23 protein-coding genes and 1 other RNA gene are annotated in these 21,784 nt (G+C 64.3%); 8 read left to right on the top strand and 16 right to left on the bottom strand.

What is annotated here, in order from left to right:
* Positions 1–267: 267 nt before the first annotated feature.
* The 3 genes from OZ411_RS25215 to OZ411_RS25205 form a co-directional block, all read right to left on the bottom strand.
* On the bottom strand, positions 268–768 hold the full coding sequence (locus tag OZ411_RS25215; RefSeq protein ID WP_130584054.1) for an Lrp/AsnC family transcriptional regulator: 501 nt from the start codon (positions 766–768) through the stop codon (positions 268–270).
* Between the two features lie 141 nt (positions 769–909).
* Entirely contained in the window at positions 910–1,860 is a 951-nt protein-coding gene (gene nudC / locus OZ411_RS25210; RefSeq protein ID WP_282530119.1) for an NAD(+) diphosphatase, read from the bottom strand.
* Positions 1,861–1,867: 7 nt separating this feature from the next.
* On the bottom strand, positions 1,868–2,293 hold the full coding sequence (locus tag OZ411_RS25205; RefSeq protein ID WP_282530118.1) for an HIT family protein: 426 nt from the start codon (positions 2,291–2,293) through the stop codon (positions 1,868–1,870).
* Between the two features lie 276 nt (positions 2,294–2,569).
* Here OZ411_RS25205 and ffs point away from each other — a divergent pair.
* The 5 genes from ffs (at position 2,570) to OZ411_RS25180 (ending at position 6,074) form a co-directional block, all read left to right on the top strand.
* Positions 2,570–2,666: signal recognition particle sRNA small type (ffs, locus tag OZ411_RS25200), an RNA gene on the top strand.
* Between the two features lie 109 nt (positions 2,667–2,775).
* Positions 2,776–4,596: a DNA polymerase III subunit gamma/tau gene (locus OZ411_RS25195; protein ID WP_282530117.1), complete on the top strand. Its 1,821-nt coding sequence runs from the start codon at positions 2,776–2,778 to the stop codon at positions 4,594–4,596.
* Between the two features lie 93 nt (positions 4,597–4,689).
* Entirely contained in the window at positions 4,690–5,010 is a 321-nt protein-coding gene (locus OZ411_RS25190) for a YbaB/EbfC family nucleoid-associated protein (RefSeq protein WP_130584317.1), read from the top strand.
* A gap of 1 nt (position 5,011) precedes the next feature.
* A complete protein-coding gene (gene recR, locus OZ411_RS25185) occupies positions 5,012–5,617 on the top strand; it encodes a recombination mediator RecR (RefSeq protein WP_130584318.1) in 606 nt (201 codons plus the stop codon).
* 22 nt (positions 5,618–5,639) lie between these two features.
* Entirely contained in the window at positions 5,640–6,074 is a 435-nt protein-coding gene (locus tag OZ411_RS25180) for a hypothetical protein (RefSeq protein ID WP_130584319.1), read from the top strand.
* A 106-nt stretch (positions 6,075–6,180) separates the two neighbouring features.
* Here the strand turns inward: OZ411_RS25180 and OZ411_RS25175 are convergent, their stop codons facing one another.
* Positions 6,181–7,551, bottom strand: a complete 1,371-nt coding sequence (locus tag OZ411_RS25175; RefSeq protein ID WP_282530116.1) for an MFS transporter — start codon at positions 7,549–7,551, stop codon at positions 6,181–6,183.
* A 42-nt stretch (positions 7,552–7,593) separates the two neighbouring features.
* The gene (rmuC, locus tag OZ411_RS25170) at positions 7,594–8,802 is read right to left on the bottom strand and encodes a DNA recombination protein RmuC (RefSeq protein ID WP_282530115.1); all 1,209 of its coding nucleotides are present in this window, start codon (positions 8,800–8,802) and stop codon (positions 7,594–7,596) included.
* Positions 8,803–8,972: 170 nt separating this feature from the next.
* Here rmuC and def point away from each other — a divergent pair, with 170 nt between their 5' ends.
* From def to truA, 3 genes are all read left to right on the top strand, one after another.
* Positions 8,973–9,500 (top strand): peptide deformylase, encoded by a 528-nt coding sequence (def, locus tag OZ411_RS25165; RefSeq protein ID WP_282530114.1) that lies wholly within the window; start codon positions 8,973–8,975, stop codon positions 9,498–9,500.
* Positions 9,501–9,626: 126 nt separating this feature from the next.
* Positions 9,627–10,562, top strand: coding sequence for a methionyl-tRNA formyltransferase (gene fmt / locus OZ411_RS25160; protein WP_282530113.1), 936 nt, complete (start codon positions 9,627–9,629; stop codon positions 10,560–10,562).
* Between the two features lie 6 nt (positions 10,563–10,568).
* On the top strand, positions 10,569–11,306 hold the full coding sequence (gene truA / locus OZ411_RS25155; protein ID WP_282530112.1) for a tRNA pseudouridine(38-40) synthase TruA: 738 nt from the start codon (positions 10,569–10,571) through the stop codon (positions 11,304–11,306).
* A gap of 210 nt (positions 11,307–11,516) precedes the next feature.
* Here truA and dapE read toward each other — a convergent pair whose 3' ends face one another.
* The 11 genes from dapE to rpmH form a co-directional block, all read right to left on the bottom strand.
* Positions 11,517–12,683 (bottom strand): succinyl-diaminopimelate desuccinylase, encoded by a 1,167-nt coding sequence (gene dapE / locus OZ411_RS25150; RefSeq protein ID WP_282530111.1) that lies wholly within the window; start codon positions 12,681–12,683, stop codon positions 11,517–11,519.
* A gap of 89 nt (positions 12,684–12,772) precedes the next feature.
* Positions 12,773–13,987, bottom strand: coding sequence for an MFS transporter (locus tag OZ411_RS25145; protein WP_282530110.1), 1,215 nt, complete (start codon positions 13,985–13,987; stop codon positions 12,773–12,775).
* A gap of 51 nt (positions 13,988–14,038) precedes the next feature.
* The gene (gene dapD / locus OZ411_RS25140) at positions 14,039–14,884 is read right to left on the bottom strand and encodes a 2,3,4,5-tetrahydropyridine-2,6-dicarboxylate N-succinyltransferase (protein ID WP_130577779.1); all 846 of its coding nucleotides are present in this window, start codon (positions 14,882–14,884) and stop codon (positions 14,039–14,041) included.
* A gap of 151 nt (positions 14,885–15,035) precedes the next feature.
* Positions 15,036–15,725 (bottom strand): pyrimidine 5'-nucleotidase, encoded by a 690-nt coding sequence (locus OZ411_RS25135; RefSeq protein ID WP_282530121.1) that lies wholly within the window; start codon positions 15,723–15,725, stop codon positions 15,036–15,038.
* 55 nt (positions 15,726–15,780) lie between these two features.
* Positions 15,781–16,899, bottom strand: coding sequence for a DUF1036 domain-containing protein (locus tag OZ411_RS25130; RefSeq protein ID WP_282530109.1), 1,119 nt, complete (start codon positions 16,897–16,899; stop codon positions 15,781–15,783).
* Positions 16,900–16,931: 32 nt separating this feature from the next.
* Entirely contained in the window at positions 16,932–17,828 is an 897-nt protein-coding gene (argB, locus tag OZ411_RS25125; protein WP_282530108.1) for an acetylglutamate kinase, read from the bottom strand.
* A 117-nt stretch (positions 17,829–17,945) separates the two neighbouring features.
* Positions 17,946–18,323, bottom strand: a complete 378-nt coding sequence (locus tag OZ411_RS25120; RefSeq protein WP_282530107.1) for a DUF423 domain-containing protein — start codon at positions 18,321–18,323, stop codon at positions 17,946–17,948.
* Positions 18,320–18,973, bottom strand: coding sequence for a ribosome biogenesis GTP-binding protein YihA/YsxC (gene yihA / locus OZ411_RS25115; RefSeq protein WP_282530106.1), 654 nt, complete (start codon positions 18,971–18,973; stop codon positions 18,320–18,322). Before yihA ends, OZ411_RS25120 begins: the two co-directional genes overlap by 4 nt.
* A gap of 109 nt (positions 18,974–19,082) precedes the next feature.
* Entirely contained in the window at positions 19,083–20,933 is a 1,851-nt protein-coding gene (gene yidC, locus OZ411_RS25110; protein ID WP_282530105.1) for a membrane protein insertase YidC, read from the bottom strand.
* Positions 20,934–20,952: 19 nt separating this feature from the next.
* On the bottom strand, positions 20,953–21,333 hold the full coding sequence (rnpA, locus tag OZ411_RS25105; protein WP_282530104.1) for a ribonuclease P protein component: 381 nt from the start codon (positions 21,331–21,333) through the stop codon (positions 20,953–20,955).
* Positions 21,334–21,360: 27 nt separating this feature from the next.
* On the bottom strand, positions 21,361–21,495 hold the full coding sequence (gene rpmH / locus OZ411_RS25100; RefSeq protein ID WP_008542748.1) for a 50S ribosomal protein L34: 135 nt from the start codon (positions 21,493–21,495) through the stop codon (positions 21,361–21,363).
* Between the last annotated feature and the right edge of the window lie 289 nt (positions 21,496–21,784).

Below are 21,784 nucleotides of genomic sequence, written 5' to 3'. Positions count from 1 at the left end.
AACAAGCCGGAGCTCGTGGTGGTGGTCGAAAGCCCGGTCAGCGAGCAGCGCATGCGCGACATGTTCGAGACGGTGGATAGCGTGCTGCGCACGCATCCGGAGGTGGGTGAGTACAATCAGAAGATTTGAGAACGTCTTCACCTCGTCATTGCCGGGCTTGACCCGGCAATCCATCCGGAAAGGGACTCTTTGCGAAGATCGATGGATACGCGGGTCAAGCCCGCGTATGACGACTTGTAGCAGCGGCTCGAGTGAGGCAATCCTCTTCTACGCCGCCGGCACCGGCAGCGCGGTCACCGACTTGATCTTCTCCATCGCAAAGCGCGAGGTGACGTTCTTCAGTGGCACGGCGCTGATCAGCTTTTTGTAGAAGATGTCATAGCTCGACATGTCCGCGACGACGACGCGCAGCATGTAGTCGACGTCGCCGGCCATCCGGTAGAACTCCATCACTTCAGGCATGGCGCTCACCGCGTCAGCGAATTTGCGCAGCCAGGCCTCGGAATGGTCGGAGCTCTCGACCGACACGAACACGGTGATGCCGAGCCCGATCTTGTTCTGGTCGACCAGGGCGACCCGGCGCAGGATCACGCCATCCGCCTCGAGCCGCTGGATGCGCTTCCAGCAAGGAGTGGAGGACAGGCCGACCCGATCGCCGATCTCGGCAACCGAGAGAGAAGCGTCCTCCTGCAGCACGGTCAGGATTTTGCGGTCAATGGCGTCAAGCCGGCGGTTGGCGTCATGCAGCGATACGGCGAGCTCGGTCATGAGAAGAAAGTTCCATATGAGGAGGTTAAATCCCTCATATATAGAAAAATCTTCTAAAGCAAGCCTATTGGCTGCTCTCGACCGGGCGAGCGCTCTGGTCCTGCCCCAAAAACTGTTCAACTTCAGTGTGTTGCGGGGGCACTATGCGCCCGCGACGTCTCCCCCATGCAGCCAACGTCCGACCAGATGATGGGCTATGGCGAAAGGATGTGGACCAGCCAGGCCATCGGGATGCTGCCGCTTGAGCATCAAGGTCGCTTCCGCACGATCGAACCAGCGCGCATCCTCGAGCTCGGTGCGGTCGACGATGATCTCCTCATTGGTTGCGCGCGCGGTGCATCCGATCATCAGGGATGATGGATAGGGCCAGGGCTGCGTCATGTAATAATTGACCTCGGTGCAGCGGATTCCCGACTCCTCGAAGATCTCGCGCCGGACCGCGTCCTCGATGGTCTCGGCGGCTTCGACGAAACCCGCGAGGCAGGAATACATGCCTGGAGGGAATTGCTTCTGGCGGCCGAGCAGGCATCTGTCGCCGTGGGTCACCAGCATGATGACAACAGGATCGGTGCGCGGAAAATGCTCGGCCTTGCAGCTCGGGCATACGCGCTTCCAGCCGCCCTCCTTCATCGCGGTACGCGCGCCGCAATTGGCGCAAAAGCCGTGGCGCTGGTGCCAGGTCACCATGGATTTTGCCATCGCGATCGCCGAGAGCTGGTCGGGTGGGACGGTGCCCTGCATCGCCATGCCGCGCAGTTCGGTAACAGCGACATCGCTGCGGCCAACCAGATTTTCCGCTGCCTGCGGCGCAATGCCCATGCCGAATACCGGCGCGCCATCGCGCAGTCCCAGGAACACCGTGCCTGGATTGGCGCCGAATTTCAGCGCCTCCTCGACCGAAAGCAGCGCCCGCGGGCCGCTTTCCTCCTGCTTCACCACCAGCGAGTCGCGGTAGATCACGTAAGCGCGGGCGTCGCCGCGGCTTTCCAGCGCGAACAGCTTCTCCTCATTGAGACGCAGATGCGCGGCGCGGTCGAGAACATTGGTGACGAAGGCCGGCTGCCCCAGCGGAAAGTTATTGAATGCTGACATCTATTCTTCAACCCAACCAGATCTTGCGGCGAAGCGCGCTGATGAAATTCTGCACTTCTTCGGCATCATGCGCCAGCGGCGGCACCACACCCCATACCGGCCGCGGCCAAGCGGTGTCCGTGGTACGGCGCGCGATGATGTGAACGTGAAGCTGCGGCACCGCATTGCCGAGCGCTGCGATGTTCAGCTTGTCGCATTTGGTGATTTCTTTCAGGGCGCGCGCGACGCGGGTGATCTCGGTCATGAGCTGCGCCTGCTCGACCTCCTCAAGGTCGATGATCTCCACCGCGCCCGCGCGGCGCGGCACCAACAACAGCCAGGGGTAATTGGCATCCTTGATGACCAGCACCCGGCAGAGCGGCAGGTCGCCGATGTCGATGGTGTCTTCCTTCAGGCGTGCGTGCAGTGACCAGGCGGAGGTGTCAGAGGGCATGTGGGTTCCAGTGCGGCCATCGCTGATCCGATGACGTCGGGCCAAAAGTGACCTGAAATGGACACCGCTCGCAACGTCATTTCAAGGCGTCATCATCCGCGAAAGCGGATGATCCAGTATTCCGCGATAGCGGTGCTCAAGCCGTGAGGGCGCGGGCGTACTGGATACCCCGCCGGAGCCTGTCATCGGGCTCGCCGAAGGCGAGACTCGGTGGCGGGGTATGACGGGGCTAAGACCGGCTTGCTTTCCGGTCCTTTTGGCCCCAAATAGGGATCGGGAGATTGGCGGTGGACGAGCCACTCGCCAACCGGGTCAGGTCCGGAAGGAAGCAGCCCTAACGAGGTCCGGATCGGGTCGCTCGTCAGTCTCCTACCTGTTTTTAGAGCGAATCACGCAGAGCGCGGGCTGTTCCGCGGTTTTGCGTTTGATCCCGCTCCTTTCCGCAAAGCCGGCCCGAGAGACATTCAATTGCGGATCGACCAATGAACGACGCTGGCGCTCCCCCGAATCAGGCTGAAGGCGCCGGCCAGGCCGGCTTCGAAGCGGCAAAGCCATACCGAGTGCTGGCGCGCAAATACCGCCCCTCCAGCTTTGACGATCTGATCGGCCAAGAGGCCATGGTGCGCACGGTCTCGAACGCGTTCGAGACCGGACGAATCCCGCAGGCCTGGATCCTGACCGGGGTGCGCGGGGTCGGCAAGACCACCACCGCCCGCATTCTGGCCCGTGCGCTGAACTATGAATTGCCCGACGGATCGGTGAAGGGGCCGAGCATCCAGATGCCCGTGCTCGGCCTGCACTGCCAGGCGATCATGGAAAGCCGGCACATGGACGTGCTGGAGATGGACGCCGCGTCCCACACCGGCGTCGACGATGTCCGCCAGATCAATGACAGCGTGCGCTATGCACCGGCGAGCGCCCGCTACAAGGTCTACATCATCGACGAAGTCCACATGCTCTCGACCGCGGCCTTCAACGCGTTCCTGAAAACGCTCGAAGAGCCGCCGGAGCACGCCAAGTTCGTCTTTGCCACCACGGAAATCCGCAAAGTCCCGGTCACGGTGCTCTCGCGCTGCCAGCGTTTCGACCTGCGCCGGGTCGAGGCCGATGTGCTGATGAAGCATCTCAGTAACATCGCGGCCAAGGAAGGCGTCGAGGTCGAGCCGGAAGCGCTCGGCATCATCGCGCGCGCCGCGGAGGGCTCGGTGCGCGATTCGCTGTCGTTGTTCGACCAGGCGATCGCGCATGCGGCCGGAACCGTGCGCGCGGAGGAAGTGCGGCAGATGCTCGGGCTTGCCGATCGCACCCGGGTGATCGACCTGTTCGATTCGCTGGGGCGCGGCGATATCGCGGCCGCCTTCACCGAATTCCGCGCGCAATATGATGTCGGCGCCGATCCGGTCGTGGTGCTGTCCGACCTCGCCGAATTCGTCAATTTCGTTACCCGCGTGAAGATCGTGCCGGCTACCGCCGACAACGTGGCGTTCGGCGAGACCGAGCGCGTCCGCGCCCGCGAGTTCGCAGCCAAGCTGTCGATGCGGGTGCTGTCGCGGATGTGGCAGATGCTGCTCAAGGGCATCGCCGAGGTGCAGACCGCCACCCGTCCGGCCGCCGCCGCCGAGATGGTGTTGGTGCGGATCGCCTACGTCGCCGACCTGCCGACGCCGGACGAAGCCATCAGGATGATCGAGCAGAACGGCGGCGGCGCGGCGCCGGTGGTCGCGGGCGGCGCGACCACGTCGCGGGCTGCGCCATCGGCACCCGTCTCCTCGATCGCGTCATCGCCGGTGCGTGCTTCCGTCGTGGCGCCCCGCGCCAGCGCGGAGGCCTCGCTGCGACCGCAGGCTGCGGCGCCCGAGACGCAATCGGCGCCTGCGCTCCGCATCACCAGCTTCATGCAGCTTCTCGCGCTCGCCGGCGAGAAACGCGATTTGATGACCAAGGGCGCGCTCGAAGCGGATGTGCGGCTGGTGCGCATCGAGGACGGACAGCTCGAAATCGCGCTGGAGCCGCATGCCACGCGCGGCCTCGTCACCGATCTCTCGCGCAAGCTGGAACTATGGACCGGCCGCCGCTGGACCGTGATCGTCTCCAACGAAGCCGGGCAACCGACCATTCGCTCGCAAAATCTCGCCGAGAAGAGCCAGCGCGAGCGCGCGGCCGAAGCCGATCCGCGGGTGAAGGAGGTTCTGGCCCGCTTTCCCGGCGCGAAGGTCGTCGAGGTGCGCAGGCTTGCCGCCGAGCCGGCGGAGACCGATATTGTCGGCGAAGACCCCATCGAGAGCGGCGACAGCGACGACTAACATGATCCGGAAGAGTGGGGCCGGTTTTTCCTTCGCGACAAACGCGCAGCGTTGGCGCGGAGATCATGCGCGAACACATTGAAGGGACCACCGATGGCTGATTTTCTCGGCATGATGAAGCAGGCGGCGCAGTTGCAGTCCAAGATGCAGGCGATGCAGGAAGAACTCGGCAACGTCGAGGTCGAGGGCATTTCCGGCGGCGGCCTCGTCGCGGTGCGCATGAGCGCGAAGATGGAGGTCAAGGGCGTCAGGATCGATCCGTCGCTGATGAAGCCGGAGGAACGCGAGATCCTCGAAGACCTCCTGGTCACTGCGCATAATGACGCGCGGCGTAAGGCGGAACTCGCGGTGCAGGAGAAGATGCAGGCGCTCACCGGCGGGCTCGGCCTGCCGCCCGGGCTCGGTCTCACCTGAAATGGCCGCAAGCGTCGCCGGACCTGAAATCGAGCGCCTGATCCAGCTTCTGGCGCGGCTGCCGGGCCTCGGTCCGCGCTCGGCCCGGCGCGCGGCGCTGCACCTGATCAAGAAGCGCGAAGCCTTAATGACGCCGCTGGCCTCGGCGCTGCAGGTGGCGATCGACAAGATCCAGGTCTGCAAGACCTGCGGCAATATCGATACGCAGAATCCCTGCACGGTCTGCACCGATCCGCGCCGCGATCCTTCCATCATCGTCGTGGTTGCCGACGTCGCCGATCTCTGGGCGCTGGAACGGGCGAACGCGACCAATGGCCGCTATCACGTCCTTGGCGCGACGCTGTCGCCGCTCGACGGCGTCGGCCCGCAGGATCTCACCATCGATCAGCTCGTGGCGCGCGCGCATGATCCGCAGGTGAACGAGATCATCCTGGCGCTGAATGCAACCGTGGATGGCCAGACCACGGCGCACTACATCACCGATCTGCTTCAAGAGGCCAATGTCCGAGTGACCCGGCTGGCGCATGGCGTGCCGGTCGGCGGCGAGCTTGATTACCTCGATGAAGGCACGCTATCCGCAGCCATGCGGCAGCGAACGCTCTTCTAAACATTAATGGAACTGAAACGAGATGACGAACCACCGATTCGGCATTCGCCTGTGCTTTGCGGTCATTCTGGGAGCGGTGCTTGCCGCGCCCGCCGCGCTGGCCCAAGAGGAGGAGGCCGCGCCGAAGCCGGGCAAGCCGATCCATGCCGGCGAGGTGCTGTCGGGCGAACTCAACACGCTGCGCGTCCGCGACATCAAGAAAGCCGGCAAGCGCATCGCAACCTATCAGCTTACCAGCGAACCGCGCCGCCTGCCGCCGCCAAACGGGCTGTGCAATCTCGAGACCGGTCCTGAGACGTTCCAGCTTGTCCCCGCCAACGACGCGCAGGCCGCGCAACTGAGGCCTTTCGTCGGCAAGGAAATCTCGGTGAAGGTCGACGAAGTCGCCTGCGCACAGGAAGCGGGGCAGATGAGCGAGGCGGTGGTCACCAAGTGGAGCGTGGTGACGAAGCACTAAGGTTTGGCCTCGTAGCCCGGATGCAGCGAAGCGTAATCCGGGCTTCTTTGCGGGACATAACCTCGATTGTCCCGGATTACGCTGCGCTCCATCCGGGCTACGGCCTTTAAACCTTCACCGGACCGAGCTCGTCGAAATGCCCGCGGCGCTGCAGCCAGGCGAGCAGGATCAGGCTCGGGATCGCGACCAGCACGCAGATCGCGAAGAACAAGGGCCAGCCGGTTGCCTTGGCTACGAAACCAGCGCCTGACGAGAGATAGGTGCGGCCCACCGCTGCAAGCGCGGTCAGCAGTGCATATTGCGTCGCTGTGTGCAGGGGATTGCGGCACAGCGCCGAGAGATAGGCAACGAAGATCACGGTGCCGATCGCGCTGGTGAAGTTTTCGCAGGTGATTGCGAGCGCCAGCGCCCACTGATTGACGCCGACCAGCGCGAGCCAGGAGAAGGAGAGGTTGGCAAGCGCCTGCACGATGCCGCCGATCCACAGGCTCGTCGCCAGCGAATAGCGCCGCGCCACGAAGCCGCCGGCAAAGCCGCCGATCAGGGTGGCGGCCAATCCCACGCCTTTGACGATCGCGGCGTAGTCGACCTTGCTGAAGCCGATGTCGATCACGAACGGCGCCGTCATCGTGCCCGAGAACGCATCGGTGAACTTGAACAGCACCACGAAGGCAAGCGCCGCAATGGCATCGCGCCGGCTCAGGAACTCGGAGAAGGCGCCGACCGCCGCGCGGATCACGCGCGAGAACGCTGTTTCCGCGGCCGTGGCCGCTTCGGCGTCCTTCGACTGCGCTGGTTCGGTTGCAACCAGCGCGGTGATCATGCCGATCACGACGAGGGCGGCCATCACCACATAACCCCACATCCATGCCGACGAGCGCACCAGGCCCTCGCCCTCAAAGCCGCTGACGATGAACAGCGCGCCCGCGGTCGAGACGAGCATGCCGATGCGATAGGCGGCGACATAGGACGCCATGCCGGCGGCCTGCTCGCTCTCGGGCAGGCTCTCCACGCGGAAGGCATCGACGACGATGTCCTGTGTCGAGGAGGTGGTGGCGACCAGCAGCGCGGCAAAGGCGGCGAACCAGGGTGAACGTGCGGGATCGGCGATCGCGAGCAGCAGGATGGTGGTGATCAGCAACAGTTGCGAGAACAATAGCCAGCCGCGGCGCCGTCCGAAATGTCGGGTGAAGAACGGCACATGCAGCGCATCGACCAGCGGCGCCCAGAGGAATTTCAATGTGTAGGGCGTGCCGACCAGCGCGAGCAGGCCGATGGTGCCGAGATCGACGCCGACCTCGCGCATCCACACCTGCAGCGTCGACCCGGACAGCGCCAGCGGCAGGCCTGACGAGAAGCCCAGCACCAGCACGATCAGGACGCGCGGCTGCAGATAGACGGCAAGGCCGTCGCGCCAGGAGGTGGCGGCAGGCTCGGCTTTCTCGGTCGCGGCGGCTGTCGCTTCAGGCGCAGTCATGCAGCCCTGTTAGCAGATTCGGTGGGAAAATCTGCCCCTGTCCTATTCTCCCGCCTGCAGCTTGGGCGGGGCGGGGAACAATTCCGGCCGGCCGCTCGGCACGATCCGCGGCAGTTCCACCGGGGCGTCCGATTTGCTGAAATCGAGCTCCTCGATCCGGCCGGCGCGCTTCTCGATCTTGTCGGCGGAGACCAGGATCTGGCGCACGTCCTCGTTCACCTGCGAGAAATGGTTCTGCAGCTTGAGCACGCGGTCGCGCAGCCGCGACAGATCGTCGCCGAGCTTGATCACCTCGGTGCGGATCTGGTCGGCGGCATCGCGCATCCGCGCGTCCTTCATGATTTGCTGCATCACCTGGATCGCGAGCATCAGCAGCGAGGGCGACACCAGCACCACGCGGGCGCGGTAGGCCTTCTGGATCACATCGTCGAAACCGTCATGGATCTCGGCATAGACCGACTCCGAGGGCACGAACATCAGCGCGGTGTCCTGGGTCTCCCCGGCGATCAGGTATTTTTCCGCGATGTCGCTGACATGCTTCATCACGTCGTTGCGCAGGCGCTGGCTGGCAATCTTGCGTTCCTCGTCGCTGCGCGCATCGTGCAGCGCCGTCATCGCCTCCAGCGGGAATTTCGCGTCGATGCAGAGCGGCCGCTGGTCCGGCAGGAACACCACGCAATCCGGCCGTTTGCCGCTCGATAGCGTGAACTGGAATTCGTAGGAATCCTTCGGCAATCCATCCTGGACAATCGCTTCCATCCGCGCCTGGCCGAAGGCACCGCGCGACTGCTTGTTGGCGAGCACGTCGCGCAGCGTCGTCACCTGCGTCGTTAGGTCGGTAAGGTTCTTGTGCGCGTTGTCGATGATGCCGAGCCGCTCGTGCAGATGGCGCAGGCTGTCCATGGTGTGGCGCGTCGTCTGTTCCATGGATTGGCCGACGCGGTGGGTGACCGAATCCAGCCGCTCGTTGACCGCGCGCGCCATCTCGGCCTGACGGCCGGCGAGCGCCTGCGTCATGGCATCGACCCGGCCGCTCGACTCGCTCTGGGCGCGCAGCACCTCGCTGAGCCGCTCTTCCAGTTCGTCGGCGCGGATGGTCTGCGCCATCACCAGTTCCGCGCCGCGCCGGGAGGACCGCGCGATCACGATGGCGATCGTCAGGAGCAGCACGACCACGAGCACGCCGAACGCAACCAGCGCATCAGCGACGCGGACCGGCCAGTCGCCGACCATGAAGAGAATCTGGTTCATGCAAGCGCTATAGCCGATTCGCTGGCGAGCGCGAACGAAAGTGGAACATTTATGGTTAACAAGCCGTGAAGTTTCATGGTTAAGAAAGACTGAAGAATCATGGTTAAGGCGGTCTTAACCGGTTCCGGATCGCATTGACCCCGGCATATCAAGCGCTTAAATCGCCAGCCATGGCCTTAAGAGAAATTATCATCCTGCCGGACAAGCAGTTGCGGCTCGTCTCCCAACGCGTCGAAAAGATCACGCCTGAGATCCGCAAGCTGGTCGACGACATGTTCGAGACCATGTACGAGGCGCCCGGCATCGGGCTGGCCGCGATCCAGGTCGCGCAGCCGCTGCGGCTGGTCACCATGGATCTCGCGAAAAAGGACGAGAACGGCGAGACCACACCGAAGCCGCGTGTCTTCATCAATCCGGAGATCATCTCGGCGTCCGAGGAGAAGTCGGTCTATGAGGAGGGCTGCCTGTCGATCCCCGAATATTACGAGGAAGTCGAGCGGCCGGCGCGGGTGCGCGTGCGCTTCACCGACATCGACGGCAAGGTGCACGAGGAGGACGCCGAGGGCCTCTACGCCACCTGCATCCAGCACGAGATCGACCATTTGAACGGCATCCTGTTCGTGGACTATCTGTCGAAGCTGAAACGCGACCGCGTGCTGAAGAAGTTCGCCAAGGCCGCCAAGCGCGCGGTGGAGTAAGGTCGGCACTATTTTCGCCGTCATGCCCGGGCTTGACCCGGGCATCCACGTTCTCTGCAGCCGTGGATGGCCGGGACAAGCCCGGCCATGACGAGTACCCTACCTTGAGCCGAGGTAACCCGCCCCATGCCGCTCCGCCTGATCTTCATGGGTACGCCCGATTTCGCCGTGCCGACGCTGCTCGAACTGGCCGGCCACGGCCACGAGATCGCCGCGGTTTATACCCGCGCGCCGAAGCCGGGCGGGCGGCGTGGCCTGCAATTGCAACCGACGCCGGTCGAACAGGAGGCGCGGCGAAACAGCATTCCCGTGCTGACGCCGAAGACGTTGAAGACGCCGGAAGCGTTGGACGAATTCCGCGCGCATCAGGCCGATGCGGCGGTCGTGGTCGCCTATGGCATGATCCTGCCGCAGGCCATCCTCGATGCGCCAAGGCTCGGTTGCTACAACCTGCACGCTTCGCTTCTGCCGCGCTGGCGCGGCGCCGCGCCGATCAATCGCGCCATCATGGCCGGCGACGCCGAGACCGGCGTGATGGTGATGAAGATGGATATCGGCCTCGACACCGGCGATGTCGCGATGGTCGAGCGGCTTCCGATCACCGACCGGATGACAGCGGCCGACCTGCACGATGCGCTGGCGCCGCTCGGGGCCGACCTGGTGGTGCGGGCGATGGCCGCGCTGGAGCGCGGTGGGCTGCAACTGACCAAGCAGAGCGAGGACGGCGTCACCTACGCCGCCAAGATCGACAAGGCTGAGGCGCGGATCGACTGGAATAGACCTGCTCACGACGTGCTGCGGCATGTCCACGGCCTGTCGCCATTTCCTGGCGCCTGGACTGAATTGCCACACGATGGCGAAACGGTGCGTATCAAGATTCTCCGCTGCGAACTGGCGAACGGCTCGGGCGCATCAGGCACAGTGCTGGACGATAACCTTGCTATCGCCTGCGGCGAAGGCGCCATCCGCATCCTCGAGCTGCAGCGCGAAGGCAAGGCGCGGATGAAATCGATCGACTTCCTGCGCGGCACGCCGCTAAAGGCCGGCGCGCGGTTCACGTAAGTCGTCATGCCCCGCTACAAGCTCACCATCGAATATGACGGCACGCCGTTCTCCGGCTGGCAAATCCAGGAAACAGCACCGACCGTGCAGGGCGCGCTGGAGACCGCGGTCAAGGCGATGTGTGGCGAGGAGGTTCGCGTCCACGGTTCCGGCCGCACCGATGCCGGCGTCCATGCGCTCGGACAGGTCGCGCATTGCGACATCGCCAAGCCGTTTCCGCCGGACCGCCTTCGCGACGGCCTGAACGCGCATCTGCGCCCAAATCCGATCGCGGTGCTCGCAGCCGAGATCGTACCAGATGATTTCGAGGCGCGCTTCTCGGCGAAAAAGCGCCATTACCTCTATCGTATCAGGAACACGCGCGCGAACCTCGCTCTCGACATCCGGCGCGTCTGGCGCGTGCCGCGTCGCCTCGATACGGATGCGATGCATGAAGCCGCGCAGCGCCTGATCGGCAAGCACGACTTCACGACGTTCCGCGACACCGACTGCCAGGCCAAATCGCCGGTGAAAACCCTCGACCAGCTTGACGTCACGCGCAACGGCGATGCGGTCAGCATCGTTACCTCGGCGCGCTCGTTCCTGCACAGCCAGGTGCGCTCGATGGTGGGCTCGCTGGTCTGGGTCGGCGAAGGCCGCTGGACCGCGGACGATCTCGGCGCAGCGCTCGTCGCCCGCAACCGCGCCGCCTGCGGGCCGGTGGCCCCGCCGGAGGGGCTGTATCTGGTGCGGGTGGAGTATTAGGACCGACGCCCCTTCGCCGTCATGGCCGGGCTTGTCCCGGCCATCCACGTCTTTCTGTGCAGGAGGCTTGAGGAAGGGCGTGGATGCCCGGCACAAGGCCGGGCATGACGATGGGATAGTTCTTCCCAGGAGGAGAGGCGTGGATGGCCGGGACAAGCCCGGCCATGACGGCGGAATGGGTGGCGAAGGCTGAGAAAAAAGCCTCAGCGCTTACGCAAAATACCTGTCCAGCACGCCGCGATAGACTTGCGTCAGTTTTTCCAAATCGGCGATCGGCGTGCGTTCGTTGATCTGGTGCATGGTCTGACCGACCAGGCCGAACTCGATCACCGGGCAATAGCTCGAGATGAAGCGCGCATCCGACGTGCCGCCCGAGGTCGAAAGCTCCGGCTTGTGTCCTGTCACCGCCTCGATCGCTGCCACCGCGAGGTCGGTGAATGGGCCGGGCTTGGTCACGAACACGTTCGAGTTCGACGGCTCCCAGACGATGCGGGCGCGGATGCGGTTGCCGCAGGCTTTGGCCAGGCGTTCCTCCACCAGCTTGCGCAGGCTCTCCTGGGTGTGGTTGTCGTTGTAGCGGATGTTGAATTTCGCCCGCGCTTGGCCGGGGATGACGTTGCTCGCGGCATTGCCGACGTCGACGGAGGTGAATTCGAGGTTGGACGCCTGGAATTGCGCGCTGCCATGATCGAGCGGCTCTTCACTTAGCGCGACGATCAATCGCGAAATATCGGGCACCGGATTGGAAGCGCGGTGCGGATAGGCGACATGGCCCTGTACGCCCTCGACATGGAGCGTGCCGGATTGCGAGCCGCGGCGGCCGACCTTGATGGTGTCGCCGAGCACCTCGACATTGGAGGGCTCGCCGAGCACGCAGTGATCGAACCTTTCGCCGCGCTCTGCCGCCCACTTCAACAGCTTGATCGTGCCGTTGATGGAAACGTCTTCCTCGTCGCCCGTGATCAGGAACGAGATCGACCCTCGACCGTCCTCTCGCGGCTTGCCGCCATGGTCCTTGAGATATTCAAGCACAGCAGCGACGCTGCAGGCGATGCCGCCCTTCATGTCGACGGCGCCGCGGCCGTAGAGAAAGCCGTCCTTCACCTCGCCGGAGAACGGGCCATGCGTCCAGGCGGACTCGTCGCCCGGCGGTACCACGTCAGTATGGCCGGCAAAGGTGATGTGCGGCGCCTGATCGCCGATGCGTGCATAGAGATTGTCGATGTCGGCGGTGCCGGGCTCGCTGAAGGTGACCCGGTGCACCTCGAAGCCGGCGGCTTTCAGGATGTTCTCAAGCACGCCGAGCGCGCCGGCGTCGGCCGGCGTGACGGAAGGGCAGCGGACAAGGTCGCGCGTGATGGAAATGGCATCGGTCATGCCTACGGACTTAACATGCCACCGCGGCGGCGGGCCAGCCTTGCGCGGCATGCTCCCGACTTCGTGTTGCGGCTCTGCGACGCAGCCGATCAGCTTGCTTTTGACGTGGCGCGGCCCCGCACGCTGACTAGACCTGCCAGTGCAACCAGCGCAAAGACGGCACCCGCGAAGAACGTAACTCGCGGTCCGGCACTGTCCCATAACGCCCCCGCGATCCCGCTGGCCGCAAGCATCGCGATCCCGCAGACCAGGTTGAAAAAGCCGTAAGCTGTGCCCCGCAGCTCGGCGGGCGAGGTATCCGCGACAAGCGCTGCCAACAGCCCTTGCGTGAAGCCCATATGCAGTCCCCACAGCGCGATGCCCAGCGCGACACCGGTCATGCTGGGCAGAAGCGCGAGCAAAAGATCGGCGACGATCAAAAGCACGATGCCGAACGCCAGCACGGTTGTGCGGTCCATGCGATCGGACACCACGCCGGCCGGATATGCCGCGCCGGCGTAGACGACATTCATCAGGACCAGCACGGCCGGTGCGAGCGTAACCGGCAGGCCAACATTCTGCGCGCGGAGGATCAGAAACGCCTCGCTGAAGCGAGCCAGCGTGAACACGCTCGCAATCGCCACCACCCACCAATAGGCCGCGCCCAGATTTCTGATTTCGCTGAGGCTGATTGGATTGCGCACCTCGCGCAACCCTTTCGGCCGCGCGGGTTCACGCACCGCAAACGCGATAAGGGCGAACGACAGCAAGCCGGGAATGACTGCAAACCAGAACACAGCCTTGAAATGGTCTGAAGTCAGCCACATCAGGCCGATGGCGATCAATGGTCCGATGAAGGCGCCAACCGTATCCAGCGATTGCCGCAGGCCAATGCTGGCGCCGCGCAGATGCGCCGGAGCAATGTCCGCCACCAGCGCGTCGCGCGGAGCGCCGCGAATGCCTTTTCCGATCCGGTCGATGAAGCGCGCGGCCATCAGCCAGCCGACCGTCGGCGCCAGCGGAAAGATCGGCTTGGTCAGCGCTGCAAGGCCATAGCCGAGCGCCGCCAGCCATTTTCGCTTGCCGAGCCAATCGGAAATCGCGCCGGAAAATATCCTGGTGATCGAGGCCGTCGCCTCGGCGATGCCTTCGATGACGCCGACCGTCACCATCGAGGTGCCGAGCACCGTCACCAGATAGACCGGCAGCAGCGCATGAATCATCTCCGAAGAGATGTCCATCAGCATCGAGACGAAACCGAGCGCCCAGATACCTGCCGGAATCTCGCGAAGGGAGCGGCCTGGTCGGGTGCTCGCCTCAGCCATGGAGCTGACCTTTCAAGCGATCATGCCCCATGAGCGAGCTTAGCAGCGTCCTTAGTCGCGCAGCAATTCGTTGATGCTGGTCTTGGCGCGGGTGCGCTCGTCGACGCGCTTGACGATGACGGCGCAGGCGGTCGCCGGGCCCGGCTGGCCGTTCTTCATCGGCTTGGGCGGCAGCGTGCCGGGCACGACGACGGCATATTCAGGCACTTCGCCAACAAACGTCTCGCCGGTCTCGCGATCGACGATCTTGGTGGATGCCCCCAGGAACACGCCCATCGAGAGCACCGCGCCCTTACGCACGATCACGCCTTCGGCGACCTCGCTGCGGGCTCCGATGAAGCAATCGTCCTCGATGATCACGGGCTCGGCCTGCAGCGGCTCGAGCACGCCGCCGATGCCGACGCCGCCGGAAATATGCACGCGCTTGCCGATCTGCGCGCAGGAGCCGACGGTCGACCAGGTGTCGACCATGGTTGCTTCATCGACATAGGCGCCGAGATTGACGAAGGAGGGCATCAGCACGACGTTGCGGGCGATGAAGGCGGAGCGGCGGACGATGGCGCCCGGCACCGCGCGAAAGCCGGCATCGCGAAAGCGGTTCTCGCCCCAGCCATCGAACTTCGACGGCACCTTGTCCCACCACGACCCCTTGCCGGGGCCGCCGGGGATCTGTCCCATGTCGTTGAGGCGGAACGACAGCAGCACCGCCTTCTTCAGCCATTGGTTGACCTTCCATTTGCCGCTCGTCTCACGCTCGGCAACGCGCGTCTCGCCCTTGTCGAGCAGCTCGAGCGCGTAATCCACGGCCTCGCGCACCTCGCCCGTGGTCGAGGTCGAAATGCCGTCGCGGGCTTCGAACGCGGCGTTGACGATGGACTCGAGGGCGGACAGCGACATCGGGCGATTCCTTGAGGCGAGCGGCGGGGAGGGTATTTGGAGCTTTTTCGGGATTTGGCGCGGCGGAGTCAAGGCTGGTTCTGCCGTAGCCCGGATGAAGCCAACGGGTCGCGCGAATGCGCGCCCCGTTGGCTCCATCCGGGCTACGTTTTCAGCCTGTGGCGCGCAGCATCTGCAAAAACCCCGTCAGATCGTCCGTGACATAGTCGACATGCGCGGCGTCGCGGCCCTCGAGCTCCCAGTCCTCGCGTACCACCTCCTGCGTCCCGTCGGGCACCACCAGCACCGTGGTCATGCCGAGCTGATGCGGCACGACCAGGTTGCGCGCGAGGTCTTCGAACATCGCGGCCTTGCCTGGATCGACGTCGTGCAGCGCCAGGAAGCGCTGATAGGTCTGCGGCGCCGGTTTCGGCTCGAGCTCGGCGGCGATGATGTCGAACACCGCCTCGAAATGGTCTCCGATACCGAGACGCGCGAGCACCGCGCCGACATGGTCGGTCGAGCCGTTGGTCAGGATCAGCTTGCGGCCGGGCAGCCTTGCGATCGCAGCGCCCATCGCCGGGTTCGGCTCCAGCGGCGAGTGATCGATCTGGTGGACATAGGCGAGGTAGTCATCGGCGCGGACGCCGTGCTCGGTCATCATGCCGCGCATGGTGGTGCCGTAGCGCAGATAATAGTCCTTCTGGATGCGGCGGGCCTCTTCCGCCGTGACGTTGAGCCAGTTGCTCACGAACTCTCCGATCCGCGCGTCGACCTGCTGCCACAGGTTGACGTGATGCGGATACAGCGTGTTGTCGAGGTCGAACACCCAGGTGTCGATATGGTCGAAGGCGCGGGACATTTTCACGACTCTCTCACCGAGTCGTCCCGGCGAAGGCCGGGACGACGAACTTCTATCACGGCATCGCAAAGCGCAGCGTTTTGCCGCCGCTGGTCATGTCGACCGGCGCAAAGCCGACCGCGGCAAGGCCACGCGTGGGGCAATCGCCCTGCTCGGCGATCTCGAACTTGCTCTCGCGGGTGCAGAGCTGCGTTGCGCCGCCCCAGTTCAACGGCTTGTCTTTCAGGCGGATGGTGCGGTTCTCGGCATCGACCGCTTCGGCGAAGGAGAAGATCTGCTTCGGCTGGCCGGCGACGTCGGGATGCAGGCACTTGCCGGGATCGATCCGATACCAGCCGCGGCTGGTGACGGCCTTGCCGTCGTCGGTCGCCACCGCCGCCATGATCTTGTGCGGCGTGTCGTTGCACCAGGTCAGTCCGGTCGCGGATGGCTTCTGCACGGCATCGATCATGGTGGTGAAGAAATTCGGCGATTGCACGACGTCGCTGGAGAGGCCGCGGCTCCTGAGGAACGCCGACAACGCTCCTTGCGTCTTCGGCCCGTCGACGCCGTCGATCGGCGCGGCATCATAGCCGGCGATCACGAGCAAGCGCTGGATGCCGGCAAGCCGTGCCTGCTCCTCGTCATATTCCGAGCCTTCGGCGAGATAGGCGACGAGGTTGCCGTCCTCCGACTGGGTCGGTGTTATCTGCGTGAATTGCGCCGGCGTCTGGCCGCTGCGGCACTGGCGGGCGGCGGCGATGACGAAATTGTCCTGCGCGACGCAGAGCGTGTCGGTGCCGTTTTGCGGGATCGGCGAGGCGCCGTAGACGCCGAGCGCACGCGCATTCAGAAGCACGCGGTCGGCGGAAAGCGCGCCCTGCACCACCACGCGGCAGGCGGCGGGATCGATGCGGAACCAGCCCCGCGTCGCGGTCGCCGATTTGTCGTCGATGCCGATGGCGGCCTCGACCACGTAACTCATGCGGTTGCAGAGTTTCAGGTCGGCCAGCGCCGGCGCGGAGGAAAACAACAACGAGAGCGCCGCGGCCGGCAGCGCCGTCAGAAGACGCGCCAGCCTGGAACGACGCGGTTGCTTTGTCTCAAGCTCGTCATGCCCGGGCTTGACCCGGGCATCCACGCCTTTCCTACCGTCGGCAAACCGGACGTGGATGGCCGGGACAGGCCCGGCCATGACGGCTCCAGTGTGCGTGGCCGCCCTAGCCATCACTTGTGGATCAGCGTGCCGGTGCCCTGATCGGTGAACAGCTCCAGCAAGACCGCATGCTGCGTCTTGCCGTCGATGATGACGACGCCCTGCACGCCCTGCTCCAGGGCATAGATGCAGGTCTCGACCTTCGGGATCATGCCGCCGGAAATGGTGCCGTCGGCGATTAATTTGCGCGCGTCCTTTACCGACAGTTCCGGGATCAGCTTCTTGGACTTGTCGAGCACGCCCGGCACGTCGGTGAGCAGCAGCAGGCGCTTGGCCTTCAACGCGCCCGCGACCGCACCGGCAAAGGTGTCGGCATTGATATTCAGCGTCTGGCCGCCGTCCCTGGATGTCGCCAGCGGCGCCAGCACCGGGATCAGCTCATAGCCGATGAGCTGGTTGAGCAGCGTCAGGTCGACCTTCTCGGGCTCGCCGACGAAGCCGAGATCAATCGCCTTCTCGATGTTGGAACCCGGATCGATCATGGTGCGCGTCGTCTTCGACGCTTTCACCATGTTGCCGTCCTTGCCGGAGAGGCCGACCGCCTTACCGCCAGCCTCGTTGATATAGCCGACGAGCTGCTTGTTGACGGAGCCGGCCAGCACCATTTCGACGATCTCGATCGTCGCCGCATCGGTGATGCGCAGGCCCGCCGCGAATTCGGACTGGATGCCGAGGCGCTTGAGCATGGTCGCGATCTGCGGCCCGCCGCCATGCACGACCACCGGATTGATCGCGGTCTGCTCCAGGAGCACGATGTCACGCGCAAAGGCCTTGGCGGTGTCCTCTGCGCCCATGGCATGGCCGCCATATTTGATGACGATGGTTTCATCGTCATATTCCTGCATATGCGGCAGCGCCTCGGACAGGATGCGGGCCTGGTCGAGCGGGCTGATTTGTGTGTCGGTCATGGAGCGGGTCTCGCTATTCCGAGAAGGCGGCGTCGGGCGCGGTTCTATCTGATTGGCGGGCTCGCGAAAAGCGCGTCTCTCACTTGTAGCCCGGATGGAGCCAACGGGGCTACGAGGTTACAGCTTATCGCGATTCGGCCATATCGCCGCTACCGCCAGCACCAGCCAGCTCACGATCAACAGCGTTCCGCCGGTCGGCGCGGCCATCGTAAACAGTCCGTGGCCGGCATATTGGCGCAGGCAGAGATCGCCGGCGAACAATGACGCGGCGATGACGAAGCCGACCGCAGAGGCGGTCCCGATCGCGCGGTTCAGCAGGCCGCGACCCACGAGGGCGATTGCCCCGAGCACCGCACTGGCATGAAACAGCAGCATCGACGAGGCGGCCGCAAGCCGCGTCGCATCGGCGAGATGGGCGGAGCCGGCCGCCAGCATCACGCCACAGGCGCCCATGATGCCGGCGAGGACCAGCAGGATACGATGCAGGCTGGTCATCCACGGCGCTCCTCGAGCAGGCGCACCATCGCGGCGCGCAGCTCCGGCATGCCGGCGCCGGTGCGCGAGGAGGTCGCCAATACATCCGGAAAGGCGGCCGGGTGTTTGGCCAGCGCGGCCGCGGTCTCTTCGATGCGGGTCGTAAGCTCGGAGGCCTTCACCTGGTCCGCCTTGGTCAGCACCACCTGGTAGCTGACGGCCGATTTGTCGAGCGTCTTCAGGACGTCGAGATCGACATCCTTGATGCCATGGCGGGCGTCGATCAGGACATAGACCCGCGCCAGGGTGGCGCGGCCCTGCAGGAATTTATGGATCAGTGCGGTCCAGGACGCGACCTTGGCCTTGGGTGCGGAGGCATAGCCATAGCCGGGCATGTCGACCAGACGGAAGCCCGCTTTCTCCGGGCCTTCGAAGAAGATCAATTCCTGGGTGCGTCCCGGCGTGTGCGAGGTGCGTGCCAACGTGCTGCGGCCGGTGAGCGCGTTGATCAGGCTCGACTTGCCGACATTGGAACGTCCGGCAAACGCAACCTCTAACCCCGCCATCGGCGGCAGCGTCTCGATCGATGGCGCGGCCCAGATGAAGTGCCAGTCGCCGGCGAACAGTTTTCGCCCCGCTTCGATCAGCTCCGCATCGGTTTCGGCGGTCATGTGGGAAGGTCTCGCTCGCGCCCGTCATTGCGAGGAGCGAAGCGACGAAGCAATCCATTGCTCCGCAAGCGGTGAAATGGATTGCTTCGGTTCGCTCGCAATGACGTCGTTACGTCGCTTTCTTCGGCGCGAAGGTGGCCTTGAGATTGTCGAACAATTCCACCTTCACCCCGTTCCGGTGCATGATGTAGCTCTGCTGCGCCACCGAAAGCAGGTTGTTCCAGGCCCAGTAGATCACCAGGCCTGCCGGGAAGCCGGCCAGCATGAAGGTGAAGATCAAGGGCATCCAGTCGAAGATCATCTTCTGCGTCGGATCCGGCGGCGTCGGATTGAGCTTCATCTGGAACCACATCGTGATGCCCATGATGATCGGCCAGATGCCGAGCCAGAGATAATGGCCGAACACCGGGATCGTGGTGGGATCGAACGGGATCAGGCCGAACAGGGTGAACAGGTTGGTCGGATCCGGCGCCGACAGGTCCTTGATCCAGCCGAAGAACGGCGCATGCCGCATCTCGATGGTGACGAACAGGACCTTGTAGAGCGAGAAGAACACCGGGATCTGCAGCGCGATGGGAAGGCAGCCCGCGATCGGGTTGATCTTCTCCTTCTTGTAGATCTCCATCATCTCCTGCTGCTGCTTCACCCGGTCGTCCGGATAACGCTCCTTCAGCGCCGCGAGCTGCGGCTGGATCGACTTCATCTTCGCCATCGAGGCGTAGGACTTGTTGGCGAGCGGGAAGAACAACAGCTTCACGATCACCGTCACCAGCAGGATCGAGACGCCGAAATTGCCGAACAGGCGATAGAACCAGTCGAGCGCCAGGAACATCGGCTTGGTGATGAAGTAGAACCAGCCCCAGTCGATCAGCAGATCGAAGTGGTTGAGGCCGAGCTGCCGGTTGTAGCCGCCCGGCCCAAGCGGGAAGTTGATGCCGACGACGCCGGCTTCCTTGGCGCCGGCGAACAGCCGCGCGTTGGCGGTGACGGTGCCGCCGGCCGCGACGGTCTGCGGCTCCAGCAGATAGTCCGTCTGGTACCGCCTGATATTGTTGACAAGATCCGAGGAAAAACTCGCTTGCAGCTTGGCGGAGGTGTCCGGCAGCAGCGCAGAAGCCCAGTATTTGTCCGTGATACCGAGCCAGCCATCGGTGGCGGTGAAGTTCACCCGCTTGGCGTCGTCGATTTTCTTGTAGCCGTATTCCTGCAGGCCATGGTCGCCGAGATAGCCGATCAGGCCTTCATGAAGGATGTAGTAGCCGGAAACCTGCGGCGTGCCGTGGCGCGAGATCAGCGCAAAGGGATAGAGCGTGACCGGGGCGCTGCCGGCATTGGTGACTTCATCCTTGATGGTGAAGAGATAGCGATCGTCGACCGCGATGGTGCGGCGGAAAGTCAGGCCTTCGCCGTTGTCGTATTTCAGCGTGACCGGACTAGTCGGCGTCAGCGTGCCGGAACCCTCCTGCTGCCAAACCGTGCTCGCGTCGGGCATCCGCAACGTGGTGCCGCTCGCCGGCACCCAGCCGAATTCCGCGTAATAGGGCGCGGCCGTCTGCGACGGCGAGAACAGCACGATCGGCGGTGATTTCGGGTCGACGGTGTCGCGGAATTTCTCCAGCGACAGGTCGTCGATGCGCGCGCCCTTCAGCGAGATGCTGCCGGACAGCGTGGGCGTGTCGATCTTGACGCGCGGGCTGGCCTCGACCGCGGCTTCGCGGCTGACGGCGGGCGCGCCGGAGGCCGGTTGTGTGGCTGAAGGCGGTGACGCCGATCCCGGCTGCGGTGCGGTGCTAGGGGTCGCCTGCTGCGTCTGCGGCGTCTGCTGCTTCTGCAGTTCCGCCTGCGCGTGCTGCTGCGCGCGCTGCTTCTCCATCTGCGGCACGTTGTAGAAATATTGCCAGGCGATCAGCACCAGGCCGGACAGAATGACGGCGATGATGGTGTTGCGGTTATCGGTCATCTCTTCAAGGTCTCGTCATTCAATTCCGGTTGCCGCCGCTCTTTATATTATTCTGGCTGCCGCCGCTTTTGGCCGGTTGCCGGTCGAGGCGGCGGAGCGCCGCGCGGAGGTCGTCGAGCATGGCCGCGAAGTCGCGGGTCAGTGCATCCCGGCGGCCGACTAACACATAATCATGATGTGGTCGCATCGGTATGACGTCGAGCTGCTGTATCAGCGCGCGAAGCCTGCGCCGGATGCGGTTGCGCTCGGTAGCGGTGCCGTTCTTCTTGGTGACGGTGAAGCCGACGCGGATCGGGCCATCATCATCACGGGCGCGGCGTTGCAGCACAAAGGCCGGGCTGGCCGCCCGCGCGCCATTGGCAACGGCGACGAAGTCCGCCCGCTGCCTTAGCCGATCCATTTAGAATCTCCGGAAGACGCCCGGGGCTCAGGCGCTCAGACGCTTGCGGCCACGCGCGCGGCGCGCAGCGAGGACCTTGCGGCCACCGGCCGTGGCGAGACGGGCGCGGAAGCCGTGGCGGCGCTTGCGCACCAGTTTGCTGGGTTGATAAGTCCGCTTCACGGGTAGTTCTCCGCTGAACAGGCAATCTGCCGATGAATTGAGATAGGGTGTCCGGTGATGCAGGCTGGCCCAAAATCGGCCATTCGCGGCCCCAAATGAGCCGCCCCCGGCAAACCGGGCCATCGCGGACAATCTGCGCGGCTTATAAGGGAGCGCCTCCTTTTCGTCAATGTCGCCCCGTGCGGCAAAAGCGGTTCTTCGAAAGGTCGTAATTCGCGGAAATAGTCCTGATTCTGTGGGGTTGTTGCATATGTGGCCCGGCTTTAGCCGGCTGCATCCGGGGCTCATG

It is taken from the genome of Bradyrhizobium sp. Arg237L (assembly GCF_029990105.1).
In the GTDB taxonomy this organism is placed as follows: Bacteria; Pseudomonadota; Alphaproteobacteria; order Rhizobiales; family Xanthobacteraceae; genus Bradyrhizobium.
This window is presented reverse-complemented; position numbering and strand designations above follow the sequence as displayed.

Excerpts from the sequence above, each read along its gene's own strand:
- OZ411_RS25215 (WP_130584054.1), bottom strand. The coding sequence starts at position 768 with ATGACCGAGCTCGCCGTATCGCTGCATGACGCCAACCGCCGGCTTGAC.
- nudC (WP_282530119.1), bottom strand. The coding sequence starts at position 1,860 with ATGTCAGCATTCAATAACTTTCCGCTGGGGCAGCCGGCCTTCGTCACC.
- OZ411_RS25205 (WP_282530118.1), bottom strand. The coding sequence starts at position 2,293 with ATGCCCTCTGACACCTCCGCCTGGTCACTGCACGCACGCCTGAAGGAA.
- OZ411_RS25195 (WP_282530117.1), top strand. The coding sequence starts at position 2,776 with ATGAACGACGCTGGCGCTCCCCCGAATCAGGCTGAAGGCGCCGGCCAG.
- OZ411_RS25190 (WP_130584317.1), top strand. The coding sequence starts at position 4,690 with ATGGCTGATTTTCTCGGCATGATGAAGCAGGCGGCGCAGTTGCAGTCC.
- recR (WP_130584318.1), top strand. The coding sequence starts at position 5,012 with ATGGCCGCAAGCGTCGCCGGACCTGAAATCGAGCGCCTGATCCAGCTT.
- OZ411_RS25180 (WP_130584319.1), top strand. The coding sequence starts at position 5,640 with ATGACGAACCACCGATTCGGCATTCGCCTGTGCTTTGCGGTCATTCTG.
- OZ411_RS25175 (WP_282530116.1), bottom strand. The coding sequence starts at position 7,551 with ATGACTGCGCCTGAAGCGACAGCCGCCGCGACCGAGAAAGCCGAGCCT.
- rmuC (WP_282530115.1), bottom strand. The coding sequence starts at position 8,802 with ATGAACCAGATTCTCTTCATGGTCGGCGACTGGCCGGTCCGCGTCGCT.
- def (WP_282530114.1), top strand. The coding sequence starts at position 8,973 with ATGGCCTTAAGAGAAATTATCATCCTGCCGGACAAGCAGTTGCGGCTC.
- fmt (WP_282530113.1), top strand. The coding sequence starts at position 9,627 with ATGCCGCTCCGCCTGATCTTCATGGGTACGCCCGATTTCGCCGTGCCG.
- truA (WP_282530112.1), top strand. The coding sequence starts at position 10,569 with ATGCCCCGCTACAAGCTCACCATCGAATATGACGGCACGCCGTTCTCC.
- dapE (WP_282530111.1), bottom strand. The coding sequence starts at position 12,683 with ATGACCGATGCCATTTCCATCACGCGCGACCTTGTCCGCTGCCCTTCC.
- OZ411_RS25145 (WP_282530110.1), bottom strand. The coding sequence starts at position 13,987 with ATGGCTGAGGCGAGCACCCGACCAGGCCGCTCCCTTCGCGAGATTCCG.
- dapD (WP_130577779.1), bottom strand. The coding sequence starts at position 14,884 with ATGTCGCTGTCCGCCCTCGAGTCCATCGTCAACGCCGCGTTCGAAGCC.
- OZ411_RS25135 (WP_282530121.1), bottom strand. The coding sequence starts at position 15,725 with ATGTCCCGCGCCTTCGACCATATCGACACCTGGGTGTTCGACCTCGAC.
- OZ411_RS25130 (WP_282530109.1), bottom strand. The coding sequence starts at position 16,899 with ATGGCCGGGCCTGTCCCGGCCATCCACGTCCGGTTTGCCGACGGTAGG.
- argB (WP_282530108.1), bottom strand. The coding sequence starts at position 17,828 with ATGACCGACACACAAATCAGCCCGCTCGACCAGGCCCGCATCCTGTCC.
- OZ411_RS25120 (WP_282530107.1), bottom strand. The coding sequence starts at position 18,323 with ATGACCAGCCTGCATCGTATCCTGCTGGTCCTCGCCGGCATCATGGGC.
- yihA (WP_282530106.1), bottom strand. The coding sequence starts at position 18,973 with ATGACCGCCGAAACCGATGCGGAGCTGATCGAAGCGGGGCGAAAACTG.
- yidC (WP_282530105.1), bottom strand. The coding sequence starts at position 20,933 with ATGACCGATAACCGCAACACCATCATCGCCGTCATTCTGTCCGGCCTG.
- rnpA (WP_282530104.1), bottom strand. The coding sequence starts at position 21,333 with ATGGATCGGCTAAGGCAGCGGGCGGACTTCGTCGCCGTTGCCAATGGC.